The organism is Aliidiomarina soli (assembly GCF_003986975.1).
GTDB lineage: Bacteria > Pseudomonadota > Gammaproteobacteria > Enterobacterales > Alteromonadaceae > Aliidiomarina > Aliidiomarina soli.
In genome coordinates this window covers 445,444-470,094 of sequence record NZ_PIPO01000003.1, presented here as the reverse complement: position 1 = coordinate 470,094, position 24,651 = coordinate 445,444, and the positions used below count along the sequence as shown (strand labels likewise).

Here is a 24,651-nt window from a genome sequence, read left to right as displayed (position 1 = left end):
TATGTTAACCTTTATTAATAGCCTGCCTCCGCATGACGGTGACGCTGCTCGCAATGCGCTGGATATGATTATGATGGCAGTCAGTCTGGACCAGCCGGTGCAGGTTATTTTTCAGCATGATGGTGTGTTTCAGCTTATTAACCAGCAAACCCATGCCATCGAAAGTAAAAACCCGCTGGTTAAATACCGCATCCTGAGTGATGTATTCGAACTTGAGCACCTCTATGTGTCTGCCACTGCATTAGCGGAACGGCAGCTGGAGGCCACGCAACTGGCTGTTGACGCTACCCCGGTCAGCGACAGCGAGCTCTATGCACTGCTGCAAAACAGCAGTAAGGTAGTGCGCTGCTGATGGCTATACTTCATGTTTTCTCATCGTTTCAGAGCTTCCAGCGCGGCCGTAACGTGCTTGCGGAGTTAACCGCCGACGACAGCGTATTACTACGCGCCGATGCGCTCTATCAGCTTCTCAGTGAGACTGGCTTCGCCAGTGGCAGTTATGCAGTGGCCGCTGATGCGCTCGCAAGGGGTCTCGACCCTGCGCAATTTCCCCACATCGAGTGGATTGATTATGACGACTGGGTTGAGCTGGTGATGCAGCATCAATCGTCAATTGACTGGTAAGCCTATGATTGAATTTAACGGTAAAAGCTACCCCACCGATAAGCACGAGTACCTGGCAAACCTGGATGACTGGTCACCGGAGTTGGCGGAGTATATTGCCAGCCTTGAGAATATTGAAATGACACCGGCGCACTGGGAAGTGGTCAATTTTGTGCAGGCGTTTTACAAAGAATATGAGACCAGCCCGGCGATGCGGGTACTGGTCAAAGCGGTCAAGCAAAGTATGGGTGAGGACAAAGGCAGCAGTCGTTACCTGTACACTTTGTTTCCGAAAGGCCCCGCCAAGCAGGCCACGCGGATCGCGGGCCTGCCTAAACCGGCAAAATGCATCTGAGGCGCTAGCCCGCAGTCAGCACTTCAACACCACCCATATACGGGCGTAACACCTCTGGTACTACGACAGAGCCATCAGCTTGCTGGTAATTTTCGAGCACCGCTACCAGAGTACGGCCAATCGCCAACCCCGAACCATTCAGTGTGTGCAATAATTCCGGCTTCTTCGCGCCCTGACGACGGAAGCGTGCCTGCATCCGACGCGCCTGAAAGTCGCCCATATTTGAGCATGAGCTGATTTCACGGTATGCGTTCTGGGCCGGCAACCAGACCTCAAGGTCATAGGTTTTGCAGGCTCCGAAGCCCATATCACCGGTGCAAAGCAACATTTTACGGTAGGGTAACTCAAGTAACTGCAGCACTTTCTCTGCATGCTGAGTCAGCTCTTCCAGTGCCGCCATCGAATGCTCCGGCTTCACCATCTGCACCAACTCTACTTTATCAAACTGGTGCTGGCGGATCAGGCCACGGGTGTCACGGCCATGTGAACCGGCTTCTGAGCGAAAACATGGCGTATGCGCGGTCAGCTTCAGCGGCAACGCCGTTTCATCAATAATTTCGTCTCGCGCCAGGTTAGTCAGTGGTACTTCGGCGGTCGGGATCAGTGACAGCGCTACTTTATCCTGGCTTTCGCCTTCAACATGGAACAGATCCTCACCGAACTTGGGCAGCTGCCCGGTACCAAACAGGCTGTCGTGATTGACAATATAAGGCACGCTGGTTTCTGCATACCCGTGCTGCTCGGTATGCAGGTCGAGCATGAACTGGGTCAGTGCCCGGTTTAAACGGGCCACGCCGCCTTTCATTACCACAAAGCGGGCACCGGTCAGTTTCACACCAGCTTCGAAGTCCAGCCCGTTACTCAGATCCTGCCCGACATCGACATGGTCTTTGACCTCGAAGTCGAACTGACGCGGCTCACCGCTGCGACTAATTTCTTCGTTATTGTCCTCATCAGCACCCACCGGCACGCTGCTGTCCGGCAAGTTCGGAACGCCCTGAATAATGCTCTGCAGTTCTGCCTGCAGCTCTGCCAGTTCTGTTTTAGCGCTGTCCAGCTGGTCGCCAAGATCGCCTACCGCATCCAGCAGCGGCTGAATGTCTTCGCCCTTCGCTTTGGCCTGACCAATCGCTTTCGAGCGATTGTTGCGTTCACTTTGCAGTTCTTCGGTTTTCACCTGCAACGACTTACGTTTCGCTTCCAGAGCGGCGATACTGGCAACATCCAGTTCAAAACCACGAGTTTTCAGGCGTTCTGCCGTTTGTTCTAGTTCGTCTCGAAAAAATTTTGCGTCTAACATGAAAGTTCCATATTGATTAATAACGTACTGGTATGAAGCCCAAACTCACTCAAAGCTACGCGCTAACGCGTGGCGAACGAGTTAAATAAAGTGTCCAAACATAACTTAATGCGGCCGCACTGACAGAGCCAGCAATGGTTGCAACCACATACAAACCAGCCAGCGACCAGTGTGCCAGCTGAATGGCGATAAAGGTGTCCAGCGCCATGGCAGAAAAGGTAGTGAATGCACCGAGTCCGCCGACGCCGAGCAAGAGCCACAGCACTGTGGAAATGCGTTTATGCTGACGTAACGCCGCTAAAGCGCCCAGTGCGAACGACCCTATGACATTGACCGCAAGCGTTGCCGCCATTGCCACAGTGTAATGATTGCCTGCCCCCAGGTAATGCTGGTACAACAGCAAACTAACCGTTAAACGAGCCATGCTGCCAAGGGTGCCACCCACAAAGACTAAAAGTATCGCGCGGCCGACCGGGCTCATGATAGCAAACCCGCCAGCGTAAACCCAAGCATAAGCGCCGCCAGAGTAGCGAATACACTGCTGATCGCATAACCCAGCGCCAGCCCGATACGACGTTGATGAGCCAGCGCTACCGTTTCCACAGCGAAGGTCGACATGGTGGTATAGCCGCCAAGGATGCCCAGCTCCCAGAAAAAGAATGCCGGTTCATAGCCGAAATCATTGAAATAAGCCGCTATAGCACCCAAAACCAGTGCGCCACTAACATTCACCAGCCAGGTCGGCCATGGCCAGTGACTACCTTTGTGTCGCACGACCTGGCTCAGACTAAAGCGCAGCGCGGCACCAAAGCCGCCACCAAGGCCAATCCACAGCACATGCCAAAACGTTAAATACTGGTGGATCTCAGTCACGGCGGCGGTCACTTTGCTGATCGAGGGTACGTAAACGACGCAATTTCTCGCTGATTTGTTTTTCTAAACCCCGCTCAGACGGCTGGTACCAGTCACGGTCATTCAGCTCCTGCGGCAAATAGCGTTCACCGGCGGCATAAGCATGAGGTTCATCATGGGCATAGCGATAATCCGCGCCGAAGCCTTCGGCTTTATGGACGCTGGTTGGCGCATTGCGTAAGTGATCCGGTACCGGGTAGTCCGGCCCCTCTTTGGCTTCTTTGAGCATTGCATTAAACGCTTTATACACAGCATTACTTTTCGCCGCACTGGCGCAATAGATCACGGCCTGAGCAATCGCCCGTTCGCCTTCTGCCGGGCCTACCCGGGTGTAGGTGTCCCAGGCATTCAACGCAATCTGCAAGGCTCGCGGGTCGGCATTGCCAATGTCCTCAGAGGCAATTGCCAGCAGTCGCCGGGCGACAATTAACGCATCGCCGCCGCCCGCCAGAATACGGCAATACCAATACAACGCACCGTCCGCCGATGAGCCACGTACCGACTTATGAAACGCCGAGAGCAGGTCATAATAGAGTTCCCCCTGGTTATCGAACTGGGTCTGCTTTTCTCCAATCGCCTCGCGTATGGTCGCCTGACTCAGACGCAGGCCATCCGCACTGGGCTCAGCAAAGTCGACTGCTACTTCCAGGTAATTTAACAGCCGCCGAGCATCGCCGTTGGCGACCTGCAACAGGTAGTTAACTGCATCATCATCGAGTTGCAGCGACAGCTGCCCTAAACCGCGCTCTTTGTCCTTCAGCGCTTCCAGCAAAACGTCGTGCAATGCCTCTTTGTTAAGCGATTGCAGACGGTAGACCCGGGCTCGCGACAACAATGCATTATTTAATTCAAAACCGGGGTTTTCGGTGGTCGCACCGACAAAAACAATGGTGCCATCTTCAATAAACGGCAAAAATGCATCTTGCTGACTTTTATTAAAACGGTGCACTTCGTCGACAAAGACCAGCGTACGAGTACCGCGTTGCCGGTATAGCTGTGCTTCTTCAATCGCTTTACGAATGTCTTTGACCCCGGAGGTCACTGCAGACAACCGGGCCACGCGAGCGTTTGCCGCCTGAGCTATAAGTTCTGCAAGGGTCGTTTTGCCGGTGCCGGGGGGGCCCCAGAAAATCATCGAATGCAGGTGCCCCTGCTCAATCGCGCTACGCAGCGGTTTGCCTGGCGCCAGTATATGCGCCTGCCCTGCATAGTCGGCGATGCTACGGGGCCGCATCCGCGCCGCTAAGGGCGCGGACGGATCAAATGCGGAAGCCTGAGACGCTGTGTTCTCAGGCTTCTGGTGATTAGCGGAATCTGAACCAGATCCGTCGCGATTTGCATCATCGTCTAAATCAAGATTCAAATTGTCTGCCACAAAGGTTCCTTAAAAGCTTTGCCCACGCTGGTCGTCTATCTCAACGCCTTCGGGCACGTCGATTTCAAACTCATGAGCATCGGCGCCACGGTTTAGTTCGGTATTGCTCAGGGCGAAGACACTGATTTGGCCCTGCCCATCGTCGATGCGCATGGTCTGGATGGCGTCATCAGCATCAAAGGCAATCGCCAGGCTGACCTGTGAATACCCGGTTTCCTCTTCACGAATAACCCAGAATTCGCCATCGCGTTCAATGGTAAATTCGTTCCAGGCCGCATCGTCGTCACTTAGCAGCACCAGCATCGGGTTTTGTTCAAGGTTCTGCGCCTGATCAAATATACTCAGTTGCTCAACAAAGGCGTTTAAATACCAGACTGCTTCTCCGTCTGCGACCATGATTGACTCATCCGGAAACGTCGTTTCCCAACGCAAAAAGTGCGGGCGTTTGAGGATCAGGTCACCTTCCAGCTCTTCCTGAAGCTCTCCACGTTCATCGAATACCTGCTGTTCAAAACTGGCATGCAGGGTGTCAATCTGGTGAAGCTTACTGCGCAGGTCAGCAACTTCAGCTGCGTTCGAAACAAAAGCCAGCGTTGACATAGCAAGCAGCACACTGGCAACACCGATGTAGGTAGCAATTTTCATAGGTTATCCTTTTAATCCCTTGGCGGCGGTGGCGCCAATACTTCACGGGCACCATTATGCCCGGCGTTGCTTACGACACCAGACATTTCCATTTGTTCGACAACGCGCGCCGCACGGTTATACCCGATACGGAATTTGCGCTGCACGCTGGACACCGAAACGCGCCGGGTTTCGGTAACAAAAGCGACAGCCTCATCAAACAGTGGATCCAGTTCTTCGCCATCAATACTGGGCTGCTCACCCGGCAACAAACCGTCATCGCCACTGTCTCCGGTCAGAATTTCATCCAGATAATTAGGCTTCTGCCGCGCTTTCCAGTCAGCCACTACTTTATGCACTTCATGGTCATCCACAAAGGCACCATGGACCCGCGTCGGCACACCACTTCCAGGGGGCAGGTAAAGCATATCGCCCTGCCCTAGCAGCTGTTCAGCACCGCCCTGGTCGAGAATGGTGCGCGAATCAATTTTCGATGAGACCTGAAAGGCAATGCGGGTTGGAATGTTGGCTTTAATCAAACCAGTAATAACATCCACTGACGGTCGCTGGGTGGCAAGGATCAGATGAATACCAGCCGCCCGTGCTTTCTGGGCAATACGCGCTATCAGCTCTTCGACCTTTTTGCCGACAATCATCATCATGTCAGCGAACTCATCGACCACCACCACAATATGCGGCAGCTTCTCAAGCTCCGGCACCGTCTCGTGCATGCTGTCGCCTGGTTTCCAGGTCGGGTCTTTAAGTGGCTCACCTCTGGCAATGGCTTCAGTGACCTTGGCGTTGTAACCTTTCAGGTTGCGCACGCCGACTGCCGACATCAACTTGTAGCGACGTTCCATTTCGCCAACACACCAGCGCAACGCATTGGCGGCATCTTTCATATCCGTGACGACTTCAGTTAACAGATGCGGGATCCCTTCATAGACCGACAGCTCGAGCATTTTTGGGTCGATCATAATCAGTCGAACGTCTTCCGGCTGTGATTTATACAGCAGGCTTAATATCATCACGTTGACGCCCACCGATTTACCCGAGCCAGTAGTACCAGCGACCAGTAAGTGCGGCATTTTGGCCAGGTCGACCACCACCGGCTTGCCAGAAATATCTTTACCCAGCACCATGGTTAACGGTGAGGCTGACTTCTGAAAGTTGTCGCAGCTAATGACTTCGCGCAACCAGACAATTTCCCGTTCTTTATTCGGCAACTCAAGCCCGACGTATGATTTACCCGGAATAACTTCAACCACACGCACCGCCAATGCCGACAAACTGCGTGCAATGTCTTTCGACAGATTGGATATTTTGCTGACTTTGACCCCTGGCGCCAGGTCAAGCTCAAAGCGGGTGATGACCGGTCCCGGCTGCACACCGGCCACCTGAACATCGACCCCAAAGTCTTTCAACACCGCTTCGACGGTACTGCTAATCTGATCCAGCTCTTGCTGACTCAGTGGATTGGTTGTTTTATTAGGTCGGTCCAGCAGCTCAATGGTCGGTAACAAGGTGGCCGGATCTAATGGTTTTGGCGCCACCGGCGGACTGCTTTTGCGCGCTGCTGCCGAGGCTGCAGTCGGATTTAAGTCAGGCGTAGTGGCGAACAGGTCGTCATCCGCATCATCCGCCGATTGCGCCTTCGCCGCCTGGTAGCTCTGTTTGTCCCGGGACTGGCTTGGCGTCGCATCATCGCCCCAGTCAATCGAGAAATCGTCATCATCTAATGCTGACAATTGCGGTTCGGCACGCTCATTAAATGAGTCCGCGTCATCGCTCAGCTCAGTATCCTCTGCGGACGCCTTATCGCCTTTGCCAAACTTTTGTAAAACTCGTTTATACCAGGGCGGCGTGTCACCATGCTCAAGCTCATAAGCTTCCTCATAGGCTTCGCCCTCATAAGGGTCTGCATGGTCCGCTGCGACATGCTCCAGAACCAGGGGCTGATGGTTATTGCGACTGTTCTTAAGCTGCTTTCTGGGCTCTGGCGAGTCGTCCTCATCGATATCTGCATCCGGAGCCGAGTTTCGGGCTTTATTTATTATCCACACGCAGCCAGCAATGACCGCATAGCCGATCCGATCAGCAATGTTGAGCCAGGAAATACCGCTCACCAGGGTAAAGCCGGTCATCACAAAGGTCAGTAGCAATAAGGTGGTGCCAAGCAAATTGAAATGCGGCAGCATAGCGCTGCTCACCACATCGCCGAGCACACCACCGGAGGAAAAGTAATAAATATCAGAGAAATTGAGGCTCGCCAGTGCCGATGCGCCGGTCAGCAATAAGATGGCACCGATGATACGCAGGCTTACGCCTAAATAATCGAGGCTAAGCAGATGATGTGGCCGATGAAACAGCATGTAACCAAAGCCCATCACCACGAAGGGAATAAAATAGGCCACAAAACCCAGCGTAAACAACAGCACATCGGCACACCACGCACCAATCACGCCCGCTGCATTGTAAATCTGGTCACTGCTACCTGCCTGGGACCAACCCGGATCGGCGGGATGGAATGTGAGCAAAGCAATCAAAAGAAAAACGGCTAACGCGCCAGCTAGCAATAAGCCGACTTCAAGTAACCTTTGCACACCTGTCATAGTCTTTCCATTTGTCATTCGTGCGTTTATAAATTCCTGCTGCGATTGTAACCCAAACCACCTGCAGATCAGCCCCTGATCAGGACTTTATTTTCCTGCTTGATGGCTTCCATCACCACATAGGTGCGTGACTCGTTGACCCCGGGCATATTCAGAATTGTCTCGCCCAATAGCCGCCGATAGGAAGCCATGTCCGCCACTCTGGCCTTAATTAGAAAGTCGAAATTCCCCGACACTAAATGGCACTCTAAAATCTCATCCGTGCGCCGCGCCGCCTCACTGAACTCAGCAAAGGAATCGGCTGAAGTCCGGGTCAGAGTGATTTCAACGAATATCAACAACGGTGACCCCAGTTTGTCCGGGTTCACCCGTGCATAATAGCCTTCAATGACGCCGTGACGTTCGAGCTTACGAACCCGCTCCAGACAAGGTGTGGGGCTAAGGCCCACGGCTTTAGCCAAAGCCACATTGGAGAGTCTGCCATCGTCTTGCAGAATGCGCAAAATCTTACGGTCAATGCGGTCAATAGTGAATTTTTCCAATTTTAAGCCTTAATTCAGAACGATACGCTTCATTTTAGCAAAACGGCAGCATTTTTACCTAATTTTAACCACAAAAAAAGTGAGTAAGTTCAACTAGCCTTACGTTATACTTTTGCCAACTTTTTACACGTCGAATTGAGGCAGTTAGTTATGTTGATTGGTGTTCCTAAGGAAATCAAAAACCACGAGTACCGTATTGGTTTATCACCGGCAGCCGTGCGCGAATATATCGCCAATGGTCACCAGGTGATGGTCGAAAACAATGGCGGTACGGCGATTGGTTTCACCAACGAAGATTACATTCAGGCCGGTGCCAGCATTGTTGAAACACCTGACGAAATCTTTGCCAAGGCAGAGATGATCGTCAAAGTGAAAGAGCCTCAGCCTAACGAATGCAAAATGCTGCGCGAAGGTCAGATTCTGTATACCTATCTGCACCTGGCACCAGATCCTACGCAGACTAAACTACTGGCGGAAGCCGGTGTAACTGCCATTGCCTATGAAACCGTAACGGACAACCGCAACGGCTTGCCGTTGCTGGCACCAATGTCTGAAGTCGCAGGCCGGATGTCAATTCAGGCAGGCGCACATCACCTGGAAAAAGCCCATGGCGGTAGCGGTACTCTGCTTGGCGGCGTACCAGGTGTCGCCCCGGCCGAAGTTCTGGTCATTGGTGGCGGTGTGGTTGGTATCAACGCAGCTAAGATGGCAATTGGCATGGGTGCGGATGTCACTATTCTGGATCGTTCATTGCCACGCCTGCGAGAGCTGGACGATATTTTCGCTGGCCGGGTAAAGACCATCTACTCAACGGTTGATGCGATTGACCATTATTCAAAAACAGCGGATCTGGTCATCGGTGCGGTATTAATTCCAGGCGCGGCAGCACCTAAACTACTGACCCGTGAGCACCTTAAGAACATGAAGCCAGGCTCTGTGGTGGTTGACGTCGCGATTGACCAGGGTGGCTGTTTCGAAACCTCGAAAGCAACCACCCACCAGGACCCAACCTATGTGGTTGAAGATGTAGTCCACTACTGTGTGGCCAACATGCCGGGCGGCGTTGCCCGCACGTCGACCATTGCGCTCAACAATGCAACCTTGCCGTACGGTATTATGCTGGCGAACAAAGGCATTGAAGCGATGCGTAACAACAAGAACCTGCTCGACGGCCTTAACATGCACAAGGGTAAAATCACCTATAAAGCAGTGCATGATGACCTCGGTCAGGAACTGGCACTGGATTATATTGATCCGCTGCAAGCGCTGGATCTGTAGTCGAGCGTATCTGTCCTGTTCGGTTTGCCCGATAGCGGCAATTTAAAAAAGAGCCAGGCACAGGGTGTCCTGGCTCTTTACGCTTAAGGGCTTAGGCCATACAATATTTTCACATTTTTTCTGACACATCTCGCAACGAGAACGGAGTTAAGTCTTCATGGCTGACGTAAAGCATTGCAAACTTCTTATTCTGGGCTCAGGCCCTGCCGGTTATACCGCAGCTGTGTATGCTGCCCGCGCTAACCTCAACCCGGTGCTGGTAACAGGCATGCAGCAAGGTGGCCAATTGACCACCACCACTGACGTAGAAAACTGGCCAGGCGACCCGGAAGGCCTTACCGGACCGGATCTGATGGTTCGTATGCAGCAGCATGCTGAGCGTTTCAATACCGAAATTATTTTTGACCATATTAACGACGTTACCCTCAACGAGCGTCCGTTCCGTCTGCGCGGCGACAACGCCGAGTACACCTGCGATGGCCTTATCATCGCCACGGGTGCTTCAGCCAAATACTTAGGGCTGCCATCAGAAGAAGCCTTTAAAGGCAAAGGCGTCAGCGCCTGTGCCACCTGTGACGGGTTTTTCTACCGTAACCAAAAAGTTTGCGTCGTTGGCGGTGGTAACACTGCTATCGAAGAAGCCCTCTACCTGTCCAACATCGCCAGCGAAGTGCACCTGATCCACCGCCGCGATACCTTCCGGGCTGAGAAAATCCTTATCGACCGTCTGATGGATAAAGCTGAGAACGGCAACGTAACCCTGCACCTGCATAAGAACCTGGATGAAGTACTGGGTGATGACATGGGTGTCACCGGGGTGCGGATTAAAGACAGCCGTGATGGTAGCACTGAAGAGCTTGCCGTTCAGGGCGCCTTTATCGCCATTGGCCACTCGCCAAATACTGACATGTTCCAGGGTCAGCTGGATATGGAAAATGGCTACATCAAAGTGCAAACCGGTAGCCACGGCAATGCCACGCAAACCAGTATTGAAGGTGTCTTTGCGGCGGGTGACGTCAGTGACCACGTTTACCGCCAGGCCATTACCTCGGCTGGCACCGGCTGTATGGCAGCTCTGGATGCGGAACGCTTCCTCGACCAGCTGGACCAGGCGAAAAAGTAAGGTTGAAGCCGTGTTAGTCGGCTTAGATCCGGACTCGTACGAGTTCCCCGACCCACAGCAAGCGCTGCATGAGCCCAATGGGCTGCTTGCTGTGGGCGGCGACTTATCGGTGCCACGCCTGGTTGAAGCTTACCGGCAGGGTATTTTCCCCTGGTTCAGTGACGGCGACCCGCTGCTTTGGTGGAGCCCTGATCCGCGTGCCGTGATCGACCCCCAACAGCTGCATATCGGACGTAGCCTGCGCAAGGCTATACGCAAATCTCACCTCCACTGCACCATTAACCACGCGTTTGAGGAAGTGATCAGCGCCTGTTCAGAGCAACGAGCAGAGCGTGAAGGCACCTGGATCACCGATGATATGTATGAAGCCTATTGTGACCTGCACCAGGCGGGTCATGCACACTCAGTTGAAGTGTGGGACAAGGAGCGTCTGGTCGGTGGGCTCTATGGGGTCCTAAATGGGAGTATTTTTTGCGGCGAAAGTATGTTTCATAAGGTCACCAATGCGTCTAAAATAGCTCTGGTTGCTTTATGTCACCATCTTCAGCCTGCCGGATTAAAGCTGATAGACTGTCAGATGCCGACCCCACACCTGGAGTCGTTGGGCGCAACCAGCCTGAGCCGTAGCGAATTTCTTAAGCACTTGAAAAGGTTCGGCGAAGCGCAAATTGACAAGGACTTCCTGTTAGCACAGCCAATTAGTGGCATTTGTGCGTAAAAAGCGTTAGAATCCCCCACACTTTTTTTAGCGCGATAGTTCAATACCAAGCGAATTTACACGAAACAGAGGGTTTAATGGCGAAAGAAGACAGCATTGAGATGCAGGGCGTGATCCTGGATACCCTGCCAAATACCATGTTCCGCGTCGAGCTGGAAAACGGCCACGTGGTAACAGCGCACATCTCTGGAAAGATGCGCAAAAACTACATTCGTATCCTGACCGGTGACAAAGTAACCGTGCAGTTGACCCCTTACGATCTGACTAAAGGGCGTATTGTTTTCCGTTCTCGTTAATCGAGCGCTGTCTATATACGGAAAACATCAACGACAGCTGTCAGATAGCACAAAAAAACCCGGCACATGCCGGGTTTTTTACTGTCTGCGATTCAGCTGACAAGCGCCGGGCTATGACACCACGGCCTCTTCATTCTTACTGTCATAGGTGAAAGTCAGCGTGTCAGCATCGCTGTTCTCGACACTGATAAGCACATTGCCACCTTTGGTCAGCGAGCCAAACAGAATCTCATTGGCCAATGGCTTCTTGATATGCTCCTGGATCACCCGACTCATCGGCCGTGCGCCCATCGCTTTATCGTAGCCTTTCTCCGTTAACCAGGTGCGGGCTGTGGTATCGACTTCAAGCGAGACACCTTTCTTATCAAGCTGAGCCTGCAATTCGCAGATAAATTTATCCACTACTCGCTCGATAACACTGGTATCAAGGTGATTAAACCAAACAGTGCCATCCAGACGGTTTCGGAACTCAGGGGTGAACAGGCGATTAATTTCCGCCATCGCATTGACCGACGAATCCTGCTGTTGGAAACCAATACTCTTACGCTCGGTTTCACGCACACCGGCGTTGGTGGTCATGACCAGGATAACGTTACGGAAATCTGCTTTACGCCCGTTGTTATCAGTCAGGGTGCCGTTATCCATTACCTGCAACAGGATATTGAATATATCGCTGTGTGCTTTTTCAATTTCATCTAACAACACCACGCTGTAAGGATGCTTAATCACAGCATCCGTTAGCAAACCACCCTGCTCGTAGCCGACATAGCCCGGAGGCGCACCGATCAGACGGCTAACCGCATGGCGCTCCATATACTCGGACATATCAAAGCGTAACAGCTCCACGCCCATGGCCTTCGCCAGTTGCTGCGTGACTTCGGTTTTACCAACCCCGGTCGGGCCGGCAAACATAAACGAGCCTACCGGGCGGTGTTCATTGCCTAACCCGGAACGAGCCAGACGTATAGCCGCGGTTAGTTCGTCAATCGCCTGGTCCTGACCAAACACCACCATTTTCAGATTGCGATCTAACTGAGAGAGCATGGTTTGGTCATTGCGCGAGACAGATTGCTCCGGAATTCGGGCAATTTTTGAAACAATCAGCTCAATATCCGACACACCAATGGTTTTCTTGCGCTTTGAGGCTGGCAGCAAACGCTGACTAGCACCTGCTTCATCCAGCACATCAATCGCTTTATCCGGCAGGTGACGTTCGTTAATGTACTTGGCCGACAGTTCAGCGGCAGCACGCAGGGCTGGCTGGGTATAACGAATGCCATGATGCGATTCGTAACGGTCTTTAAGACCTTGCAAGATCTTGGTGGTATCTTCCACCGACGGCTCATTGACATCGATTTTCTGGAACCGGCGCACCAGCGCCCGATCTTTCTCGAAGATGTTCTTATATTCCTGATACGTGGTCGAACCGATGCATTTCAGCTCACCCGTGGTCAGCAAAGGTTTGAGTAAGTTGGATGCATCCATGACGCCACCCGAGGCAGAACCAGCACCGATAATGGTGTGGATCTCATCGATAAACAGGATCGCGTTGTCATGGTTGCCAAGCTCTTTGAGCAAGGCTTTGAAGCGTTTCTCGAAATCACCGCGATACTTGGTACCGGCCAGCAGGCCACCCATATCCAGGCTGTAAATAACCGCGTCGGCGATAACTTCCGGTACATCCTCGTTGACGATACGGTAGGCAAGGCCTTCAGCTATGGCTGTTTTACCCACGCCAGCTTCACCGACCAGTAACGGGTTATTCTTGCGCCGACGACAGAGCACCTGAATGGTCCGCTCGACTTCCTGCTCGCGGCCAATCAGCGGGTCGATTTTACCGGCTTTTGATTGCACGTTAAGGTTGCTGCAAAAGCGCTGCAAATAGCTTTGCTCTTCGTCGCCTTTCTCTTGCGCACCCGCTTCTGCTTCAGGATCATCCATCGGGCCTTCGTCTTCAATGCGCGAAAAACCATGGGAAATAAAATTGACCACATCCAGTCGGCTGATGTCCTGCTTATTCAGCAAGTACACGGCCTGCGATTCCTGCTCACTAAAAATAGCAACCAGCACGTTGGCACCCGTTACCTCAGCGTTACCAGAGCTTTGTACATGGAACACTGCACGCTGTAAGACACGCTGAAAACCCAGCGTAGGCTGCGTATCCATCGCTTCATCATCATCCGAGAACTTGGGTGTACTGCGGTCAATATAGCTAAGCAGCTCTTCTTTAAGCTGTTCAAAGTTCAGTCCGCAGGAACGCAAAGCGTCCGACGCATCCGGGTTATCGAGCAGCGCGACCAACAGATGCTCAACGGTCATCAATTCATGACGACGCTCACGTGCCAGACGAAAGGCATCGTTCAGGGTCAGTTCTAGTGCTTTGTTCAGCATGGGCCACTCCTTACATCATGGGTGTTAAGCCTGCTCCATCGTACAGAGCAGTGGGTGCTGGTTTTCACGAGCATATTGGTTTACCTGCACCACCTTTGTTTCGGCAATCTCTGCAGAATAAACACCGCAAACTGCTTTACCCTGGTAATGCACCTTCAACATAACATCAGTTGCCGCTTCCGTATCAAGCTTAAAAAAGCGCATTAACACCTCAATGACAAAATCCATTGGGGTGTAATCATCATTATTCAGCAATACCTGGTACATCGACGGCGGCGACAACTTATGTTCGACGTCTTCATCAAGGTGGTGCTGGGGGATCGAATCACTAAATCTGCTCATAGCACTAACTATAGACCGAAATTTTTACACTGTTGAGAGCGTAGTTGATAATAAAAGGTTAAAAAAATGTTTCTTTTTTGGTTAAACTTTCTTGACTAATTTTTGCACTTATCTATTGTAGACATGGTGGCAAATGAAAGTATTTTCAATGCCTCCTGCTGGAACACCAGCTTTCTGTAACGAAAGCCTCTTACCAGCTGAATGCTTACACCAACTTATCGCAAACTGATAAATAAGATAAGTGCATGTAATCATTAAAATTGACAATTAATAACAACAATAAAGCAGTTTGGCTTTTAGTAACAACAACTTGTGTCGAACAAGAAGGATGTAGAAGTATGGCAACGGGCAAGGTCAAATGGTTCAATAACTCCAAGGGCTTCGGGTTTATTGAAAGTGAAGAAAAGAGTGGCGACATTTTTGCTCACTACTCGACCATCGAAATGGAAGGCTACCGTACACTTAAAGCAGGCCAGGAAGTTCAGTTTGAACTTCAGGAAGGTCCAAAAGGTCTGCATGCAGTGCATATTACGCCTCACTCCACTGACATTAAATCCTAATTAAGCACAACTTTACATTGCAACGCTTTCCAGCGTCAATGACAAAGCCAATGCCAGCCTCCGTGCTGGCATTGTTTTATCTGACGGTTAACTATCCTGACCATAAAAACGACGCAATTGATCGCGCAGGTTAGGTGGCGTACCGACAATGGTTAAGGTGTCTGTCTTCGGATCATACTGCACCCGCTCACCGAGCATGTCCTGCTCGAACGCGACACTCATACCGCCACCCTGGCCCTGGAACTTCATCAGCTTACGCAAACTGCTACGGTCAGCCGGGAACTCCTCTGCCATGCTAACCCCTTGCTGCTCCGAGTAGGCTTTCAGCGAGCCGGCCCCTTTTTCGGCTAAACGGGTGTCAATATCACTCAACCGGATCTGCTCGCCCTGACTCCATTGCTCGCCACAGTAGTCATACACATCTTTGCGGATTTCAGACGCCACCTCCGGCGATAAGTCGTCCTGACGAACCAGCTCCTGAACACTTTGCACCAGTTGGTCGGTCTCTTTCTTAGCATTAACCCGCTCAGCGCAGCCAAGAAAATCGAGAAAGAACTCAGCCACTTTGCGCCCTGCCCGGCCTTTGATAAAGGATATGTAGTGGCTGTCACTGATCCCAGTCTGGTAATCACTCAGATTAACCCGCGCTGCCAGCTGAACTTTACTGATATCTAACTGCGACGAACGGTCGACCGATAAATCAGCGGAGACCGTCACCCCGTCTTTAACCGGCAAAAACGCGACCAGCAGAAAACTGTCGCCGGTTTGCTGATACTCAGCCAGCAATAAAAAACCAGACTCTAAAAACTGATAATGCTCGAGCTCATTGCGTAACAGCCGCGCCACTTGCTGCGAAAAGTCAACAAAGGCGATACCGTTTTGCAGGCGGCTGTCGAGCAATTTTGGAAATTCCGGTAAAGGAACAGACTCACCACCTTCGGCTTCCTGAAAACGCGGGTCATCGGGTGACACAAAGCTGGCATAGCCTTTCGCGGGTTTGGCGTTATAGACCTTATTAAGCTCTTCTAATAATACTTCCACTTCTTCTTTTAGTAGCAACGGCTCCGGTGCCAGGCGCAAGCCAATGTTCCCATCCGGGTCCTGAAAGACATGGTGTACGACACTATTTTCTAAGCTTAAATTCATAATCCGGGTCTGTCCTGAAAAATTGGTTGTGTTATCATTCGACTATTCTAACATGAGCGAAGCCAGCCTTTTATGCCGATTGTTTCAAAATATTCTGCAGAGCAACAAGAACAGCTACTAGATGATGTAATGGCAGTTTTTGAAGACCAACAGATACCTGTCGACTTATGCCTGATGACACTAGGTAACGCCGTAAGCAATGTTATTTCCCGCGGGGTCCCTGCCGCCAGGCAAGAAGCAATGGCCGAACAGTTTTCACGCGTCCTGCTACAATCAGTGCACGCAAACAAAGCATAAGCTGACGTCACTATGGGCAAATACCAAAAACGAGACCGCATTGCACGATTAATCAGCTGGGGCCATTGGTTTACGTTTACCAATATTCTGCTGTGTCTCTTTATTGGTATTTTATATGTGGAAACCATCGGTGGGACTGGATCTGCCCTCGGCAACCTCTATCTGGTCGTCAACTGGCTCGGGCATTTTGCCTTCCTGCCGTTTGTCTTTTTTATCCTGCTACTGTTCCCGTTCTGCATGATACTGCCCTACTCCCGTATTTTACGTGGGCTAGGCGCGCTTATCGCCTCCTTTGGTTTGTTTATTTTACTTTTTGATGCGCTCTTTTTTCGTCAGTACGGCTTTCATTTAAATACCTATTCGCTGGCCCAAATGGCCGGCGACGCGGAGGATATTTTTGCCGGCGCCAGCTTCGTTGGCCTGGTCGGCGTCATATTTACTTTCCTGCTTATTCTTTCGATGCAGATAACCCTGGCCAACCTGACCTGGAAGCGTCTCGACCGGCTGCGCGGCCATCGTATCGGTCAGCAAATAAGCGCCGCTTTTGTGGCCTGTTTTTTGGCAAGTCACATGATTCATATCTGGGCCGACGCCAACCTGTATACACCCATTACCCAGCAGGACGATCTGCTTCCCCTGTCCTATCCATCCACCGCCAAGACATTAATGGCCCGGCATGGCTGGATTTCTGCAGAAACCTATCAAAGCCAGCGCGATCAGCTAACCGAGGCAGACCGCCTTGAACTGCAATACCCGCTAAGTAACCTGTTATGCTCTAAAGCACCATTAACCCGGCCCACCCTGATTGTCGCTTTTGACAGCCTCAATCAGGATCAACAGCGTGTTATTGAAAGCCGTGTCAACAACCTGCACCCGCTGGCCGATACTGCTATCGGCCATACCAGTGTGCAAAGCAGTGCCTTTGAAATGGTCTACAGCCTGCCGGATATCTACCAACACCATATTGAGCGCGATCAGATCCAGCCAGCTTATCAGTCGACCATGCAAGACTATGGTCACGATGTGAACTTTTACCACAGCCTGAACTGGTCCCTCGATAACGCGCCAGGAAGTATCCGTTCGCAATTGGTGATGTGGCCCAATCAGCATAGCGCCAGTCAGCCGATGAGCATTGTCTTTGCGGCTAACCAGGATCTCGCGGCGATGGTTACCGCAATCATAGCGGCTGAACGTGCCAATCATAGAGTCATTGTGACAGCACTGACCCCCGCAGCAGGACAAGAATCTCCCTCATGGAATCTACGCACCCGCAATTTGCCAACTATCTGGCAACAGTTTGCGGTGCCTCTTTGGGGCGCTAATATTAATAGTCGCGGTGCTGCTATCAGTAACCAGTTTGCGCAGATAAGCGACATTATGCCGACCGCTCTCAGTGGCTTCATGTCCTGTGCTGAAGACTTCGACACCTTTGCAGTTGGGCGTGACCTTAGCAAGGGCAATGAAAGCCTGCCCCGGGTCCATAGTGTGAACTCGCGGTTCTACATTTTTGAAGATGAACAGACCACAATTCTGGAGCGTAATGGTGACCTGAGTGTCTATAACCATGAAGGTGAGCTGCGCCCCGGCGCAACCCCACCGACGCCGGTATTGATTGACAGTCTGCAGGAACTCCAGCGCTTCGGCCGGGCGCGACGCTAGCGCAGCCTGCTAAAACGGCGACAATCTGAGCAGTCAGCCTAACGCAAACGCTATAGGACTTGTCTTTTTACTCGATTTCAGTAAGATACATCGCACGGTCGGCGTGTGGCGCAGCTTGGTAGCGCACTGTCATGGGGTGTCAGGGGTCGGAGGTTCAAATCCTCTCACGCCGACCAATTAAAACCTGCTTTTGAGCAGGTTTTTTTGTTCCTGAAATCCAGCGCCCTAATTCGGCCTCAATATACAGTAGTCAAATTTGAGGTATCTTAAGACTAGGATTCAAGCTCTACCTTGCTAGAAGAATTGTTCGTTCAATATTAAATAAACTAATTCTTAGTTTCAGACGCTAATGGTATTATTACCGATGGTTAGTAGGATAGAGTCATTCGTAAGAGTCGGTCTCCCAATGTTTTTGATGAATTACTCTCAACCTTAATATCGTCCTGACACCAACACTTCGCAGAGTTGGGAATGACTGTCGAAGAAGACTGGTTTATTGTCGTTTGATATGGAGCTGGCCGAGAGCAATCTCGGCTACTTCAAGCGTGGGATTAGAGATTCCTCTCAGTTTTTAGGTTTAGCATACCCTGAAGTGGTGTCCTTAAAAGATAAGTGCCAAGAATCCCCTTAAAACATCTACTTTCCCCTAGAATAGTTTACCAATATTTCAGAATTAAGCACCACATCCATGGAAGCATGCCACAGTAATCAGCTCCGAATCCGAATTTTTCATTTTCTAACAATTATTAAGGTGACAAGTTTCTTCGCTAAGTAAAAGGGAATTAAAGAAGTAATAACTGAAGCAGTTAAGTAAAAGGCTTTGAATCCACATGATAAATCCCCCCAGCTACCAATAGTAATAAACCAGCTCCCCACACAGTTAAATGTAGGCAAAAGAACCAGTACAGCTTTTGCCCATTCATGAGCATAAAGAGAAACCTCGCAGCTAGGTACCGAAGTGTCGTAAACACCGAGCTCTCTCAGTTGTCTATTAAAACCGTTTTGAATTTGGGAGTGCCTATGTGATATGAAAAACATAACATGTAGTAGCATGTTTGCACCTAGCAATAGGGCAAGCAATGCTGAAGTGTGTTCTCTTTCAAATAGGTACCACGATGCAACAAGAATACCTGCTTCCAACGTCGTAGCGTAATTATGTACACGCCAAACGGCGTCCATCTGATTAGCCCATGCGATTGAAAGAGCACCTACCTGAGCAGCCTTCATCTCATCGTTCATTTGTCATCCTCAGTATATCCCTATTCTACTATCATTTTTATCTATTAATGGCTCGAGAGGTTACTTTTTTAAATTCGTGACGGAGCATAGACTTCTATTGTATTATTTAATCTTTATGATTCCTTCCTTTGCTTTGATCACATGTATTTTTCTATCAACATTGCCAACAACTTCGTAGACAATGTATTTGCCTCCGGTTACTCTAATTACCTTCCCGCATCGGCACGCACGTCCTTTCGGCACTATATGAGATGGCGACCCGCACTATTATGCTAATTAACATAAATAACATAGATAGACGGCTGCGTGCAAACTACATAGTGAGCTAGTGGCGATTCAGTAAGTTAATTTTCATTTAATCTCGAAGGAAAAATATGGCCTTCGAAGACAGTCACGTTGAACGAAGAAATCTCACTATTGTCTCTTTAGCTTTTATCGCATTCTACTGTAGTGGTGGAAGCTTTATCGGACATTAAGTGACTTTACTTTTTATTAGTACTCAATTTACTAACACTACATTTCTTGCTTTTATGGCATGGTCGATACTTGCTTGAACCATTTTGAGATACTGGCTTACTACTCAAAATAAGAACAATCAATAAATGAAGAACTCAGATCTAGGGAAGTATGAGAGCTGATCCATAGAATGATTACCGACCTTATAAACATTAAGGAGTTTGAACAGACTAAAGTTGAGATAAACAGAATAGATTTCCGGCACTTCACAAATTGTTGTTTTTATTTCATTCACAGGGTGCCACGGGGCTCCCCGCATGATGGATGAATCACTCAATAGGAAATCGGCAATCTTTGATTGCATGATAATAATTTTGTCATACACAGGGTAGACAGTTAAAAATCATGTTCGAGCATGCTACTTTGGTTCAAGTATTCGTTCTCAGTATATAGCTCTTTACTACTTAGATTTCCTCTGTTCTCCTCATACTACATGCCGTATATCCTCACAGCAGTCGGTGTACTGGGTGGTATGAGCTCTTTATTCAGAAAGTTAAGGTAACTCTCAGGTATATTTTCCATCTCATTCACCAGCAGATTTTGGGTCAGGTCGAGTTCTCCTACTTCCCCTGGCTTACAACAAGTTCTGTAGAAGATAAATGCTGTATTAATATGTTCTAAAGCCCTTGAGTTACCTCAAAGAGGTTGAGAACCTCTACACAAATTCAAATAAAAATCTCAACCTCTAATCGGTCCGCCAATCCCGCCATCAATGTGATTGACATATATTGAAACCTGAAGTCAATTATTAACTGCAGCAACCGCTCTTAGCCTAGTGCACCTGTTTCTTATGGTAACGCATACACCGCTATCTGATCGCCTACCTGGTCTTTAATGATGGTGTTCCCCCCGGCGATAAACGCCACATACTGTTTACCGTCATGCTCATAGACAGCAGGGTTAGCAACGACCGGAGCCTGAACCAGATCGGACCAAAGCTCTTCACCGCTTTCTAACGAATAAGCGCGTACCTTAGCATCCATCGACGCACCGATAAAAATCAGGCCACCAGCGGTTACTGCAGGTCCACCAATGGTGGGAGAGCCCATACTTTCTGGCATGTAGAATCCGAATCGCTGTGACACCCCTATCGGACGGCGCCAGTTGACATCGCCCGTATGCATGTCAATTGATACTAATTCGCCATAAGGCGGTTCCCAGCACGGCATACCCAACCAATTAACCGCATTGTGCAATGACATACCAAATGGCGTTCCTTCCTGCGGGTAAAAGCCTTCTTCGTTACCGGAGTCACCAGCAACCCGTTCGTACTCGTCTCGGGGCCAGAGCTTGAGGTACTGAGTAATATGCGAGGTATTGACGATAGCGGTCTGGCTTACCGGATCAAAGGCAACCCCGCCCCACTGCACACCGCCAGCGCTGGCCGGATAGGCAAGAACGCCCTCGCCTTCAGTGGTTGGAGGCGAATACATACCTTCGTAACTAAGACTGTCAAACAGACGTGAACATTCGCCAAACCCAAGTACATCGGCGGCCCACCAGATCTTTGGTTTGCTGGCCTGATCGAGCAAAGGTTCGGGCTTGGTTGGGAATGGCTGGGTCTCTGCGTAGACTTCGCCCTCAACGTTTCCGGCTGGAACTGGTCGCTCTTCGATTGGCCATACGTCCTCTCCGGTCTCGCGATTGACCACGAACAGGAATCCCATTTTGGTCGCTTGCATCAGTGCTGGAATGCTTTCGCCATCGACTGTGATATCCATCAGCGTCGGTGCGGATGTGGGGTCGTAATCCCAGAGATCGTGATGAACCCACTGACGCGACCAAACAACTTCACCGGTTTCAATGTCCACCGCCGTGGTCGAGGTTGCCAACGGAATATCTTCCGTTCGGTTTCCACCCCAGAAGTTTGGAGACGGTGACGATACGGGCAGATAAACAAGTCCAAGCTCCTCATCCACCGACATTGCTGTCCATACATTCGCAGTGCCAGTGCGTTGGCGCATCTCCTCGGGAATAAAGTTCAGTGTCCATTGCAACTCACCAGTGCGGGCATTGAGAGAGAATACCGTCCCCGGAGGTGCCTCGGCCGAGGCCCAGTCCTTGCCGGCCCAGCCCAGGATGAGGTGGTCACCGGTAACCGTCGGCGGCTGTAGTAACGACAACGGCCAGCGGTCGTTGGTGTTGTTCCACTGATTGACATCCAACACGCCATTATTGGCGAAATCTTCACAGAGACTGCCAGTATCAGCATCGACTGCGAACAGACGAGCATCCATCGTTCCCAGATACACTATCTTTTGACAGGCTTCGCCGTTCACTGGGTCGTCGGCCTCCCAATAGGCAACTCCGCGGTTTTTCAGTGCTGGCTGGGTCAAAGCTTCTAGTACAGAGTGACTGTTAAACGTCCATTTTTCATCGCCTGTGGCGGGGTCAAGCGCGATGATGCGATAAAAAGGCGTACCTATATACAGAGTGTCGTTCGCGTAAACAGGGGTCGCCGACCAGACTGTTGCGGGCAAATCGCCGCTCCCATCAGATACATCGCCGGTATGATACTCCCAGGCCAGCTCCAGTTGATCCACATTTGAGACGTTGATTTGCGTCAGCGGTGAGTACTTCTGCGCATTCAACTGACCGTGAAAAGTATCCCAGACGGCTTCCTGCGCCTGGCTCGAAACAGACATGCAGAGCGCCACCGGGACAAGGAAGTGCGTGGTTAACCTGTTCATTTGCGGTCTTCCTTTAACGGTAAAAAATCAATGATCACGCCAACAAAGGCAACCAGCATGACAGCCACCAACCAGAATGCATGCAAAAACCAGGCGGCAGCAATAGTGCCCAAGGCACCCAGTAAAACAAGGACCCGCACCGCGATAGCAGGCGATCCCGTGTGCACTTTAAGCAGGATAATGCCGCAAAGGGTGAGTACCAGGGAGGAAATAACAACGAGCAGCGCACCTTCTGTGCCAGTAACGCCAGTCATGGGCACAAGGTAATAGTATAGCGAGATTCCGACTCCGAGCAGCGATGCGAGAATCAGCACCATAGCGCCGGTAGATGTTGGGTAAGTTGGCAAGGTGAATCTCCTGTCCTATCTTTACTAGTTATATAGTTTTGAGTAGGTCTAGCGTCAAGCTGACGCCTGACAATGGCACCTGAAGGCCAGTGTGCGCGAACAGATGTATGAACGCCCGTTTGCTAAAAGCATGAATCAGAGGAGAGGGCCATGGCACAGAACGCATCTTTCAGCTCACGGCATTCAGCTGCATGCCGACACTGCCCGCAGTCGGTGCTGTTAGGGATGATAGGCGCGCTAATCAGCGGTACTGTTGTCGCTCAGGAAGAAGGTGACAAACCGCTTACGTTCAGAGACAGGTTTGTACAGCAGGTTGTTAAGGGCTCGGAGCTTACCGGGGAACTCGGAGTTTTTGACTTCCGCAGGTTCCATGATACCAATCGACCCTATCCCAATGTCGACGATCCCGAAGACGATTTTAACACCCGTTCCAATGCGTTTGGCGGCAGCTTAAATACCCGCACAGGGATGATCTATGGTGTCTCTGCTGAGTTCGGGATTTCCTTCGCAGAGCCGATCGTTCACTACGATAACCCCAACCTCAATCTCGTTGGCCCGGATCAGGGGCTGTACGCGATTACTAAAGGCTATGTTCAATACAACAGGCCGGGATTCCGGCTTCGTGGTGGGCGCCAGCTACTTAATACGCCGTTTGCTAACACCGATCAATTTACCCTGATACCACGCTCGTTTTCCGGTGTTTCTGCTGCTATCCGACCATTGCAGTGGAGTCGTCCTAACGATTATCTCCGAGACCAAGAAAATGGCTATGAAGTCGTGAGGCCGCCTGATTATACGAATAATCAGTATATGCCGTTTGAATTTGATGCATCGGTGACTAGCCAACCCACCTGGCAGATCTTTATAGCGCGTATGACCAGCTACCAGAGCCGATTTGACGATGAGTTTACCCATAATAACCGCTATGTCGAGGATACCCCGGGCCTGTTCACTGTCGGTACTACCGTCCGCCATAACACCACTGGTGGCGATTACATTGCACAGATCTGGCACTACACCTTCTTTGATACGGCCCGCATGCAATACGCTGAATTTGGATATCAGATGCAGCTGCTGATGGGCGCCGCTGACTGGGGTGGTTTCGAGCCCTACATACGTGTGCAATTTGCCCGCGAGGAGGAAACCGGGCGTGCAGCCTTAGGCGACATCAATGCTGAAATCTACGGACTCAAACTCGGCGTGCAATCACGACATATTAGCGCCGCACTGGTTGGACACTATTCACCGTTAAATGAAGGCAGTTTTCGTGATGGTCAGCTTGTGCATCCCTATAGCGATCTCAGCGGTGTGTTCTATACCGATACGATGAACAATGGTGTCGATGGTCTTGGCCCGGGCTACGGCATCGGCGGCCGCCTTGATATCAGGTTCTCTGACAACATTGACTTGTTCACACGTTACGTTTACTACCAAGCTAAACGCGGCCAGAGTCATGCGTTCTATAACTTCGATGGCGATCGCGGCTTTGCCGCCGGTATCCCCATCGTTGAGGACCAGAACAGTTGGGGCTGGGATACCGGTATTAGCGTCGATCTTGGTGTGTTCTCCGCCCATCTCGAAGGGTTCAGGTTCGAGAACATACTGGGTATTACCGACTTTGACGGAGCCAAACGTTTTTACAATAACCGCTTGCGGCTTTTGTATCAGTTCTGATTAGTAGCCAGCTGATAATTAACTTCAATCCGTTTTCCAACCAGCATAAAGC

The 24,651-nt window shown here is 50.7% G+C and carries 24 protein-coding genes and 1 tRNA gene; 12 read left to right on the top strand and 13 right to left on the bottom strand.

The genetic code is table 11. The features are described from left to right. Nucleotide 1: 1 nt before the first annotated feature. From tusC to CWE14_RS08750, 3 genes are read left to right on the top strand one after another with little or no spacing between them, the layout of a single operon-like run. Entirely contained in the window at nucleotides 2-352 is a 351-nt protein-coding gene (gene tusC / locus CWE14_RS08760) for a sulfurtransferase complex subunit TusC (protein ID WP_126799019.1), read from the top strand. Next, nucleotides 352-624 (top strand): DsrH/TusB family sulfur metabolism protein, encoded by a 273-nt coding sequence (locus CWE14_RS08755; protein ID WP_126799018.1) that lies wholly within the window; start codon nucleotides 352-354, stop codon nucleotides 622-624. The genes tusC and CWE14_RS08755 overlap by 1 nt, the downstream gene beginning before the upstream one ends. A gap of 4 nt (nucleotides 625-628) precedes the next feature. Then, on the top strand, nucleotides 629-958 hold the full coding sequence (locus tag CWE14_RS08750; protein WP_126787656.1) for a TusE/DsrC/DsvC family sulfur relay protein: 330 nt from the start codon (nucleotides 629-631) through the stop codon (nucleotides 956-958). 4 nt (nucleotides 959-962) lie between these two features. Here the strand turns inward: CWE14_RS08750 and serS are convergent, their stop codons facing one another. The 7 genes from serS to lrp all read right to left on the bottom strand — a co-directional run bounded on the left by serS (nucleotide 963) and on the right by lrp (nucleotide 8,323). Continuing rightward, the gene (gene serS, locus CWE14_RS08745; protein WP_126799017.1) at nucleotides 963-2,258 is read right to left on the bottom strand and encodes a serine--tRNA ligase; all 1,296 of its coding nucleotides are present in this window, start codon (nucleotides 2,256-2,258) and stop codon (nucleotides 963-965) included. Nucleotides 2,259-2,313: 55 nt separating this feature from the next. Further along, nucleotides 2,314-2,739: a fluoride efflux transporter FluC gene (locus CWE14_RS08740; RefSeq protein ID WP_126799016.1), complete on the bottom strand. Its 426-nt coding sequence runs from the start codon at nucleotides 2,737-2,739 to the stop codon at nucleotides 2,314-2,316. Next, nucleotides 2,736-3,131, bottom strand: a complete 396-nt coding sequence (locus tag CWE14_RS08735; RefSeq protein ID WP_157981806.1) for a fluoride efflux transporter FluC — start codon at nucleotides 3,129-3,131, stop codon at nucleotides 2,736-2,738. The genes CWE14_RS08740 and CWE14_RS08735 overlap by 4 nt, the downstream gene beginning before the upstream one ends. Further along, a complete protein-coding gene (locus CWE14_RS08730) occupies nucleotides 3,124-4,404 on the bottom strand; it encodes a replication-associated recombination protein A (protein WP_126799108.1) in 1,281 nt (426 codons plus the stop codon). The genes CWE14_RS08735 and CWE14_RS08730 overlap by 8 nt, the downstream gene beginning before the upstream one ends. A 150-nt stretch (nucleotides 4,405-4,554) precedes the next feature. Further along, nucleotides 4,555-5,190, bottom strand: coding sequence for an outer membrane lipoprotein periplasmic chaperone LolA (gene lolA / locus CWE14_RS08725; protein WP_126799014.1), 636 nt, complete (start codon nucleotides 5,188-5,190; stop codon nucleotides 4,555-4,557). A gap of 11 nt (nucleotides 5,191-5,201) precedes the next feature. Further along, a complete protein-coding gene (locus CWE14_RS08720; protein WP_126799013.1) occupies nucleotides 5,202-7,781 on the bottom strand; it encodes a DNA translocase FtsK in 2,580 nt (859 codons plus the stop codon). Nucleotides 7,782-7,849: 68 nt separating this feature from the next. Next, nucleotides 7,850-8,323: a leucine-responsive transcriptional regulator Lrp gene (gene lrp, locus CWE14_RS08715; protein ID WP_126787650.1), complete on the bottom strand. Its 474-nt coding sequence runs from the start codon at nucleotides 8,321-8,323 to the stop codon at nucleotides 7,850-7,852. Nucleotides 8,324-8,473: 150 nt separating this feature from the next. Between lrp and ald the strand changes: the two genes are divergently transcribed. The 4 genes from ald (at nucleotide 8,474) to infA (ending at nucleotide 11,738) form a co-directional block, all read left to right on the top strand. Next, nucleotides 8,474-9,601, top strand: a complete 1,128-nt coding sequence (gene ald, locus CWE14_RS08710; RefSeq protein WP_126787649.1) for an alanine dehydrogenase — start codon at nucleotides 8,474-8,476, stop codon at nucleotides 9,599-9,601. 157 nt (nucleotides 9,602-9,758) lie between these two features. After that, nucleotides 9,759-10,724 (top strand): thioredoxin-disulfide reductase, encoded by a 966-nt coding sequence (gene trxB, locus CWE14_RS08705; RefSeq protein WP_126799012.1) that lies wholly within the window; start codon nucleotides 9,759-9,761, stop codon nucleotides 10,722-10,724. A gap of 10 nt (nucleotides 10,725-10,734) precedes the next feature. Continuing rightward, the gene (gene aat / locus CWE14_RS08700) at nucleotides 10,735-11,442 is read left to right on the top strand and encodes a leucyl/phenylalanyl-tRNA--protein transferase (RefSeq protein ID WP_241972359.1); all 708 of its coding nucleotides are present in this window, start codon (nucleotides 10,735-10,737) and stop codon (nucleotides 11,440-11,442) included. A 77-nt stretch (nucleotides 11,443-11,519) separates the two neighbouring features. Next, the gene (gene infA / locus CWE14_RS08695; protein ID WP_111569627.1) at nucleotides 11,520-11,738 is read left to right on the top strand and encodes a translation initiation factor IF-1; all 219 of its coding nucleotides are present in this window, start codon (nucleotides 11,520-11,522) and stop codon (nucleotides 11,736-11,738) included. A gap of 111 nt (nucleotides 11,739-11,849) precedes the next feature. On the opposite strand, the gene clpA is transcribed toward infA, so the two are convergent. Continuing rightward, nucleotides 11,850-14,129 carry an ATP-dependent Clp protease ATP-binding subunit ClpA gene (clpA, locus tag CWE14_RS08690; RefSeq protein ID WP_126787646.1) on the bottom strand — a complete coding sequence of 760 codons (2,280 nt, stop codon included), beginning with the start codon at nucleotides 14,127-14,129 and terminating at the stop codon, nucleotides 11,850-11,852. A 24-nt stretch (nucleotides 14,130-14,153) separates the two neighbouring features. Then, complete coding sequence (clpS, locus tag CWE14_RS08685; RefSeq protein ID WP_126787645.1) at nucleotides 14,154-14,471, bottom strand: ATP-dependent Clp protease adapter ClpS; 318 nt, start codon at nucleotides 14,469-14,471, stop codon at nucleotides 14,154-14,156. Nucleotides 14,472-14,809: 338 nt separating this feature from the next. On the opposite strand from clpS, the gene cspD reads away from it, so the two are divergent. Further along, nucleotides 14,810-15,031, top strand: coding sequence for a cold shock domain-containing protein CspD (gene cspD, locus CWE14_RS08680; RefSeq protein WP_126787644.1), 222 nt, complete (start codon nucleotides 14,810-14,812; stop codon nucleotides 15,029-15,031). A gap of 87 nt (nucleotides 15,032-15,118) precedes the next feature. Here the strand turns inward: cspD and yejK are convergent, their stop codons facing one another. Next, the gene (gene yejK / locus CWE14_RS08675) at nucleotides 15,119-16,177 is read right to left on the bottom strand and encodes a nucleoid-associated protein YejK (protein ID WP_126799010.1); all 1,059 of its coding nucleotides are present in this window, start codon (nucleotides 16,175-16,177) and stop codon (nucleotides 15,119-15,121) included. Nucleotides 16,178-16,249: 72 nt separating this feature from the next. On the opposite strand from yejK, the gene CWE14_RS14770 reads away from it, so the two are divergent. The 3 genes from CWE14_RS14770 to CWE14_RS08660 all read left to right on the top strand — a co-directional run bounded on the left by CWE14_RS14770 (nucleotide 16,250) and on the right by CWE14_RS08660 (nucleotide 18,309). Further along, entirely contained in the window at nucleotides 16,250-16,474 is a 225-nt protein-coding gene (locus CWE14_RS14770; RefSeq protein ID WP_126799009.1) for a YejL family protein, read from the top strand. Nucleotides 16,475-16,486: 12 nt separating this feature from the next. After that, nucleotides 16,487-18,133 (top strand): DUF3413 domain-containing protein, encoded by a 1,647-nt coding sequence (locus CWE14_RS08665; RefSeq protein WP_126799008.1) that lies wholly within the window; start codon nucleotides 16,487-16,489, stop codon nucleotides 18,131-18,133. Nucleotides 18,134-18,232: 99 nt separating this feature from the next. Then, nucleotides 18,233-18,309 (top strand) — tRNA-Pro (locus tag CWE14_RS08660). A 553-nt stretch (nucleotides 18,310-18,862) separates the two neighbouring features. On the opposite strand, the gene CWE14_RS08655 is transcribed toward CWE14_RS08660, so the two are convergent. The 3 genes from CWE14_RS08655 to CWE14_RS08645 all read right to left on the bottom strand — a co-directional run bounded on the left by CWE14_RS08655 (nucleotide 18,863) and on the right by CWE14_RS08645 (nucleotide 22,925). Further along, entirely contained in the window at nucleotides 18,863-19,372 is a 510-nt protein-coding gene (locus tag CWE14_RS08655; protein WP_126799007.1) for a hypothetical protein, read from the bottom strand. Between the two features lie 1,304 nt (nucleotides 19,373-20,676). Continuing rightward, complete coding sequence (locus CWE14_RS08650; protein ID WP_126799006.1) at nucleotides 20,677-22,578, bottom strand: pyrroloquinoline quinone-dependent dehydrogenase; 1,902 nt, start codon at nucleotides 22,576-22,578, stop codon at nucleotides 20,677-20,679. After that, nucleotides 22,575-22,925: a hypothetical protein gene (locus CWE14_RS08645; RefSeq protein WP_126799005.1), complete on the bottom strand. Its 351-nt coding sequence runs from the start codon at nucleotides 22,923-22,925 to the stop codon at nucleotides 22,575-22,577. Before CWE14_RS08645 ends, CWE14_RS08650 begins: the two co-directional genes overlap by 4 nt. 150 nt (nucleotides 22,926-23,075) lie before the next feature. On the opposite strand from CWE14_RS08645, the gene CWE14_RS08640 reads away from it, so the two are divergent. Further along, nucleotides 23,076-24,599, top strand: a complete 1,524-nt coding sequence (locus CWE14_RS08640; RefSeq protein WP_126799004.1) for a hypothetical protein — start codon at nucleotides 23,076-23,078, stop codon at nucleotides 24,597-24,599. Nucleotides 24,600-24,651: the final 52 nt, after the last annotated feature.

Excerpts from the sequence above, each read along its gene's own strand:
- tusC (WP_126799019.1), top strand. The coding sequence starts at position 2 with ATGTTAACCTTTATTAATAGCCTGCCTCCGCATGACGGTGACGCTGCT.
- CWE14_RS08755 (WP_126799018.1), top strand. The coding sequence starts at position 352 with ATGGCTATACTTCATGTTTTCTCATCGTTTCAGAGCTTCCAGCGCGGC.
- CWE14_RS08750 (WP_126787656.1), top strand. The coding sequence starts at position 629 with ATGATTGAATTTAACGGTAAAAGCTACCCCACCGATAAGCACGAGTAC.
- serS (WP_126799017.1), bottom strand. The coding sequence starts at position 2,258 with ATGTTAGACGCAAAATTTTTTCGAGACGAACTAGAACAAACGGCAGAA.
- CWE14_RS08740 (WP_126799016.1), bottom strand. The coding sequence starts at position 2,739 with ATGAGCCCGGTCGGCCGCGCGATACTTTTAGTCTTTGTGGGTGGCACC.
- CWE14_RS08730 (WP_126799108.1), bottom strand. The coding sequence starts at position 4,404 with ATGCGGCCCCGTAGCATCGCCGACTATGCAGGGCAGGCGCATATACTG.
- lolA (WP_126799014.1), bottom strand. The coding sequence starts at position 5,190 with ATGAAAATTGCTACCTACATCGGTGTTGCCAGTGTGCTGCTTGCTATG.
- CWE14_RS08720 (WP_126799013.1), bottom strand. The coding sequence starts at position 7,781 with ATGACAGGTGTGCAAAGGTTACTTGAAGTCGGCTTATTGCTAGCTGGC.
- ald (WP_126787649.1), top strand. The coding sequence starts at position 8,474 with ATGTTGATTGGTGTTCCTAAGGAAATCAAAAACCACGAGTACCGTATT.
- trxB (WP_126799012.1), top strand. The coding sequence starts at position 9,759 with ATGGCTGACGTAAAGCATTGCAAACTTCTTATTCTGGGCTCAGGCCCT.
- infA (WP_111569627.1), top strand. The coding sequence starts at position 11,520 with ATGGCGAAAGAAGACAGCATTGAGATGCAGGGCGTGATCCTGGATACC.
- clpA (WP_126787646.1), bottom strand. The coding sequence starts at position 14,129 with ATGCTGAACAAAGCACTAGAACTGACCCTGAACGATGCCTTTCGTCTG.
- clpS (WP_126787645.1), bottom strand. The coding sequence starts at position 14,471 with ATGAGCAGATTTAGTGATTCGATCCCCCAGCACCACCTTGATGAAGAC.
- cspD (WP_126787644.1), top strand. The coding sequence starts at position 14,810 with ATGGCAACGGGCAAGGTCAAATGGTTCAATAACTCCAAGGGCTTCGGG.
- yejK (WP_126799010.1), bottom strand. The coding sequence starts at position 16,177 with ATGAATTTAAGCTTAGAAAATAGTGTCGTACACCATGTCTTTCAGGAC.
- CWE14_RS14770 (WP_126799009.1), top strand. The coding sequence starts at position 16,250 with ATGCCGATTGTTTCAAAATATTCTGCAGAGCAACAAGAACAGCTACTA.
- CWE14_RS08665 (WP_126799008.1), top strand. The coding sequence starts at position 16,487 with ATGGGCAAATACCAAAAACGAGACCGCATTGCACGATTAATCAGCTGG.
- CWE14_RS08655 (WP_126799007.1), bottom strand. The coding sequence starts at position 19,372 with ATGAACGATGAGATGAAGGCTGCTCAGGTAGGTGCTCTTTCAATCGCA.
- CWE14_RS08650 (WP_126799006.1), bottom strand. The coding sequence starts at position 22,578 with ATGAACAGGTTAACCACGCACTTCCTTGTCCCGGTGGCGCTCTGCATG.
- CWE14_RS08640 (WP_126799004.1), top strand. The coding sequence starts at position 23,076 with ATGGCACAGAACGCATCTTTCAGCTCACGGCATTCAGCTGCATGCCGA.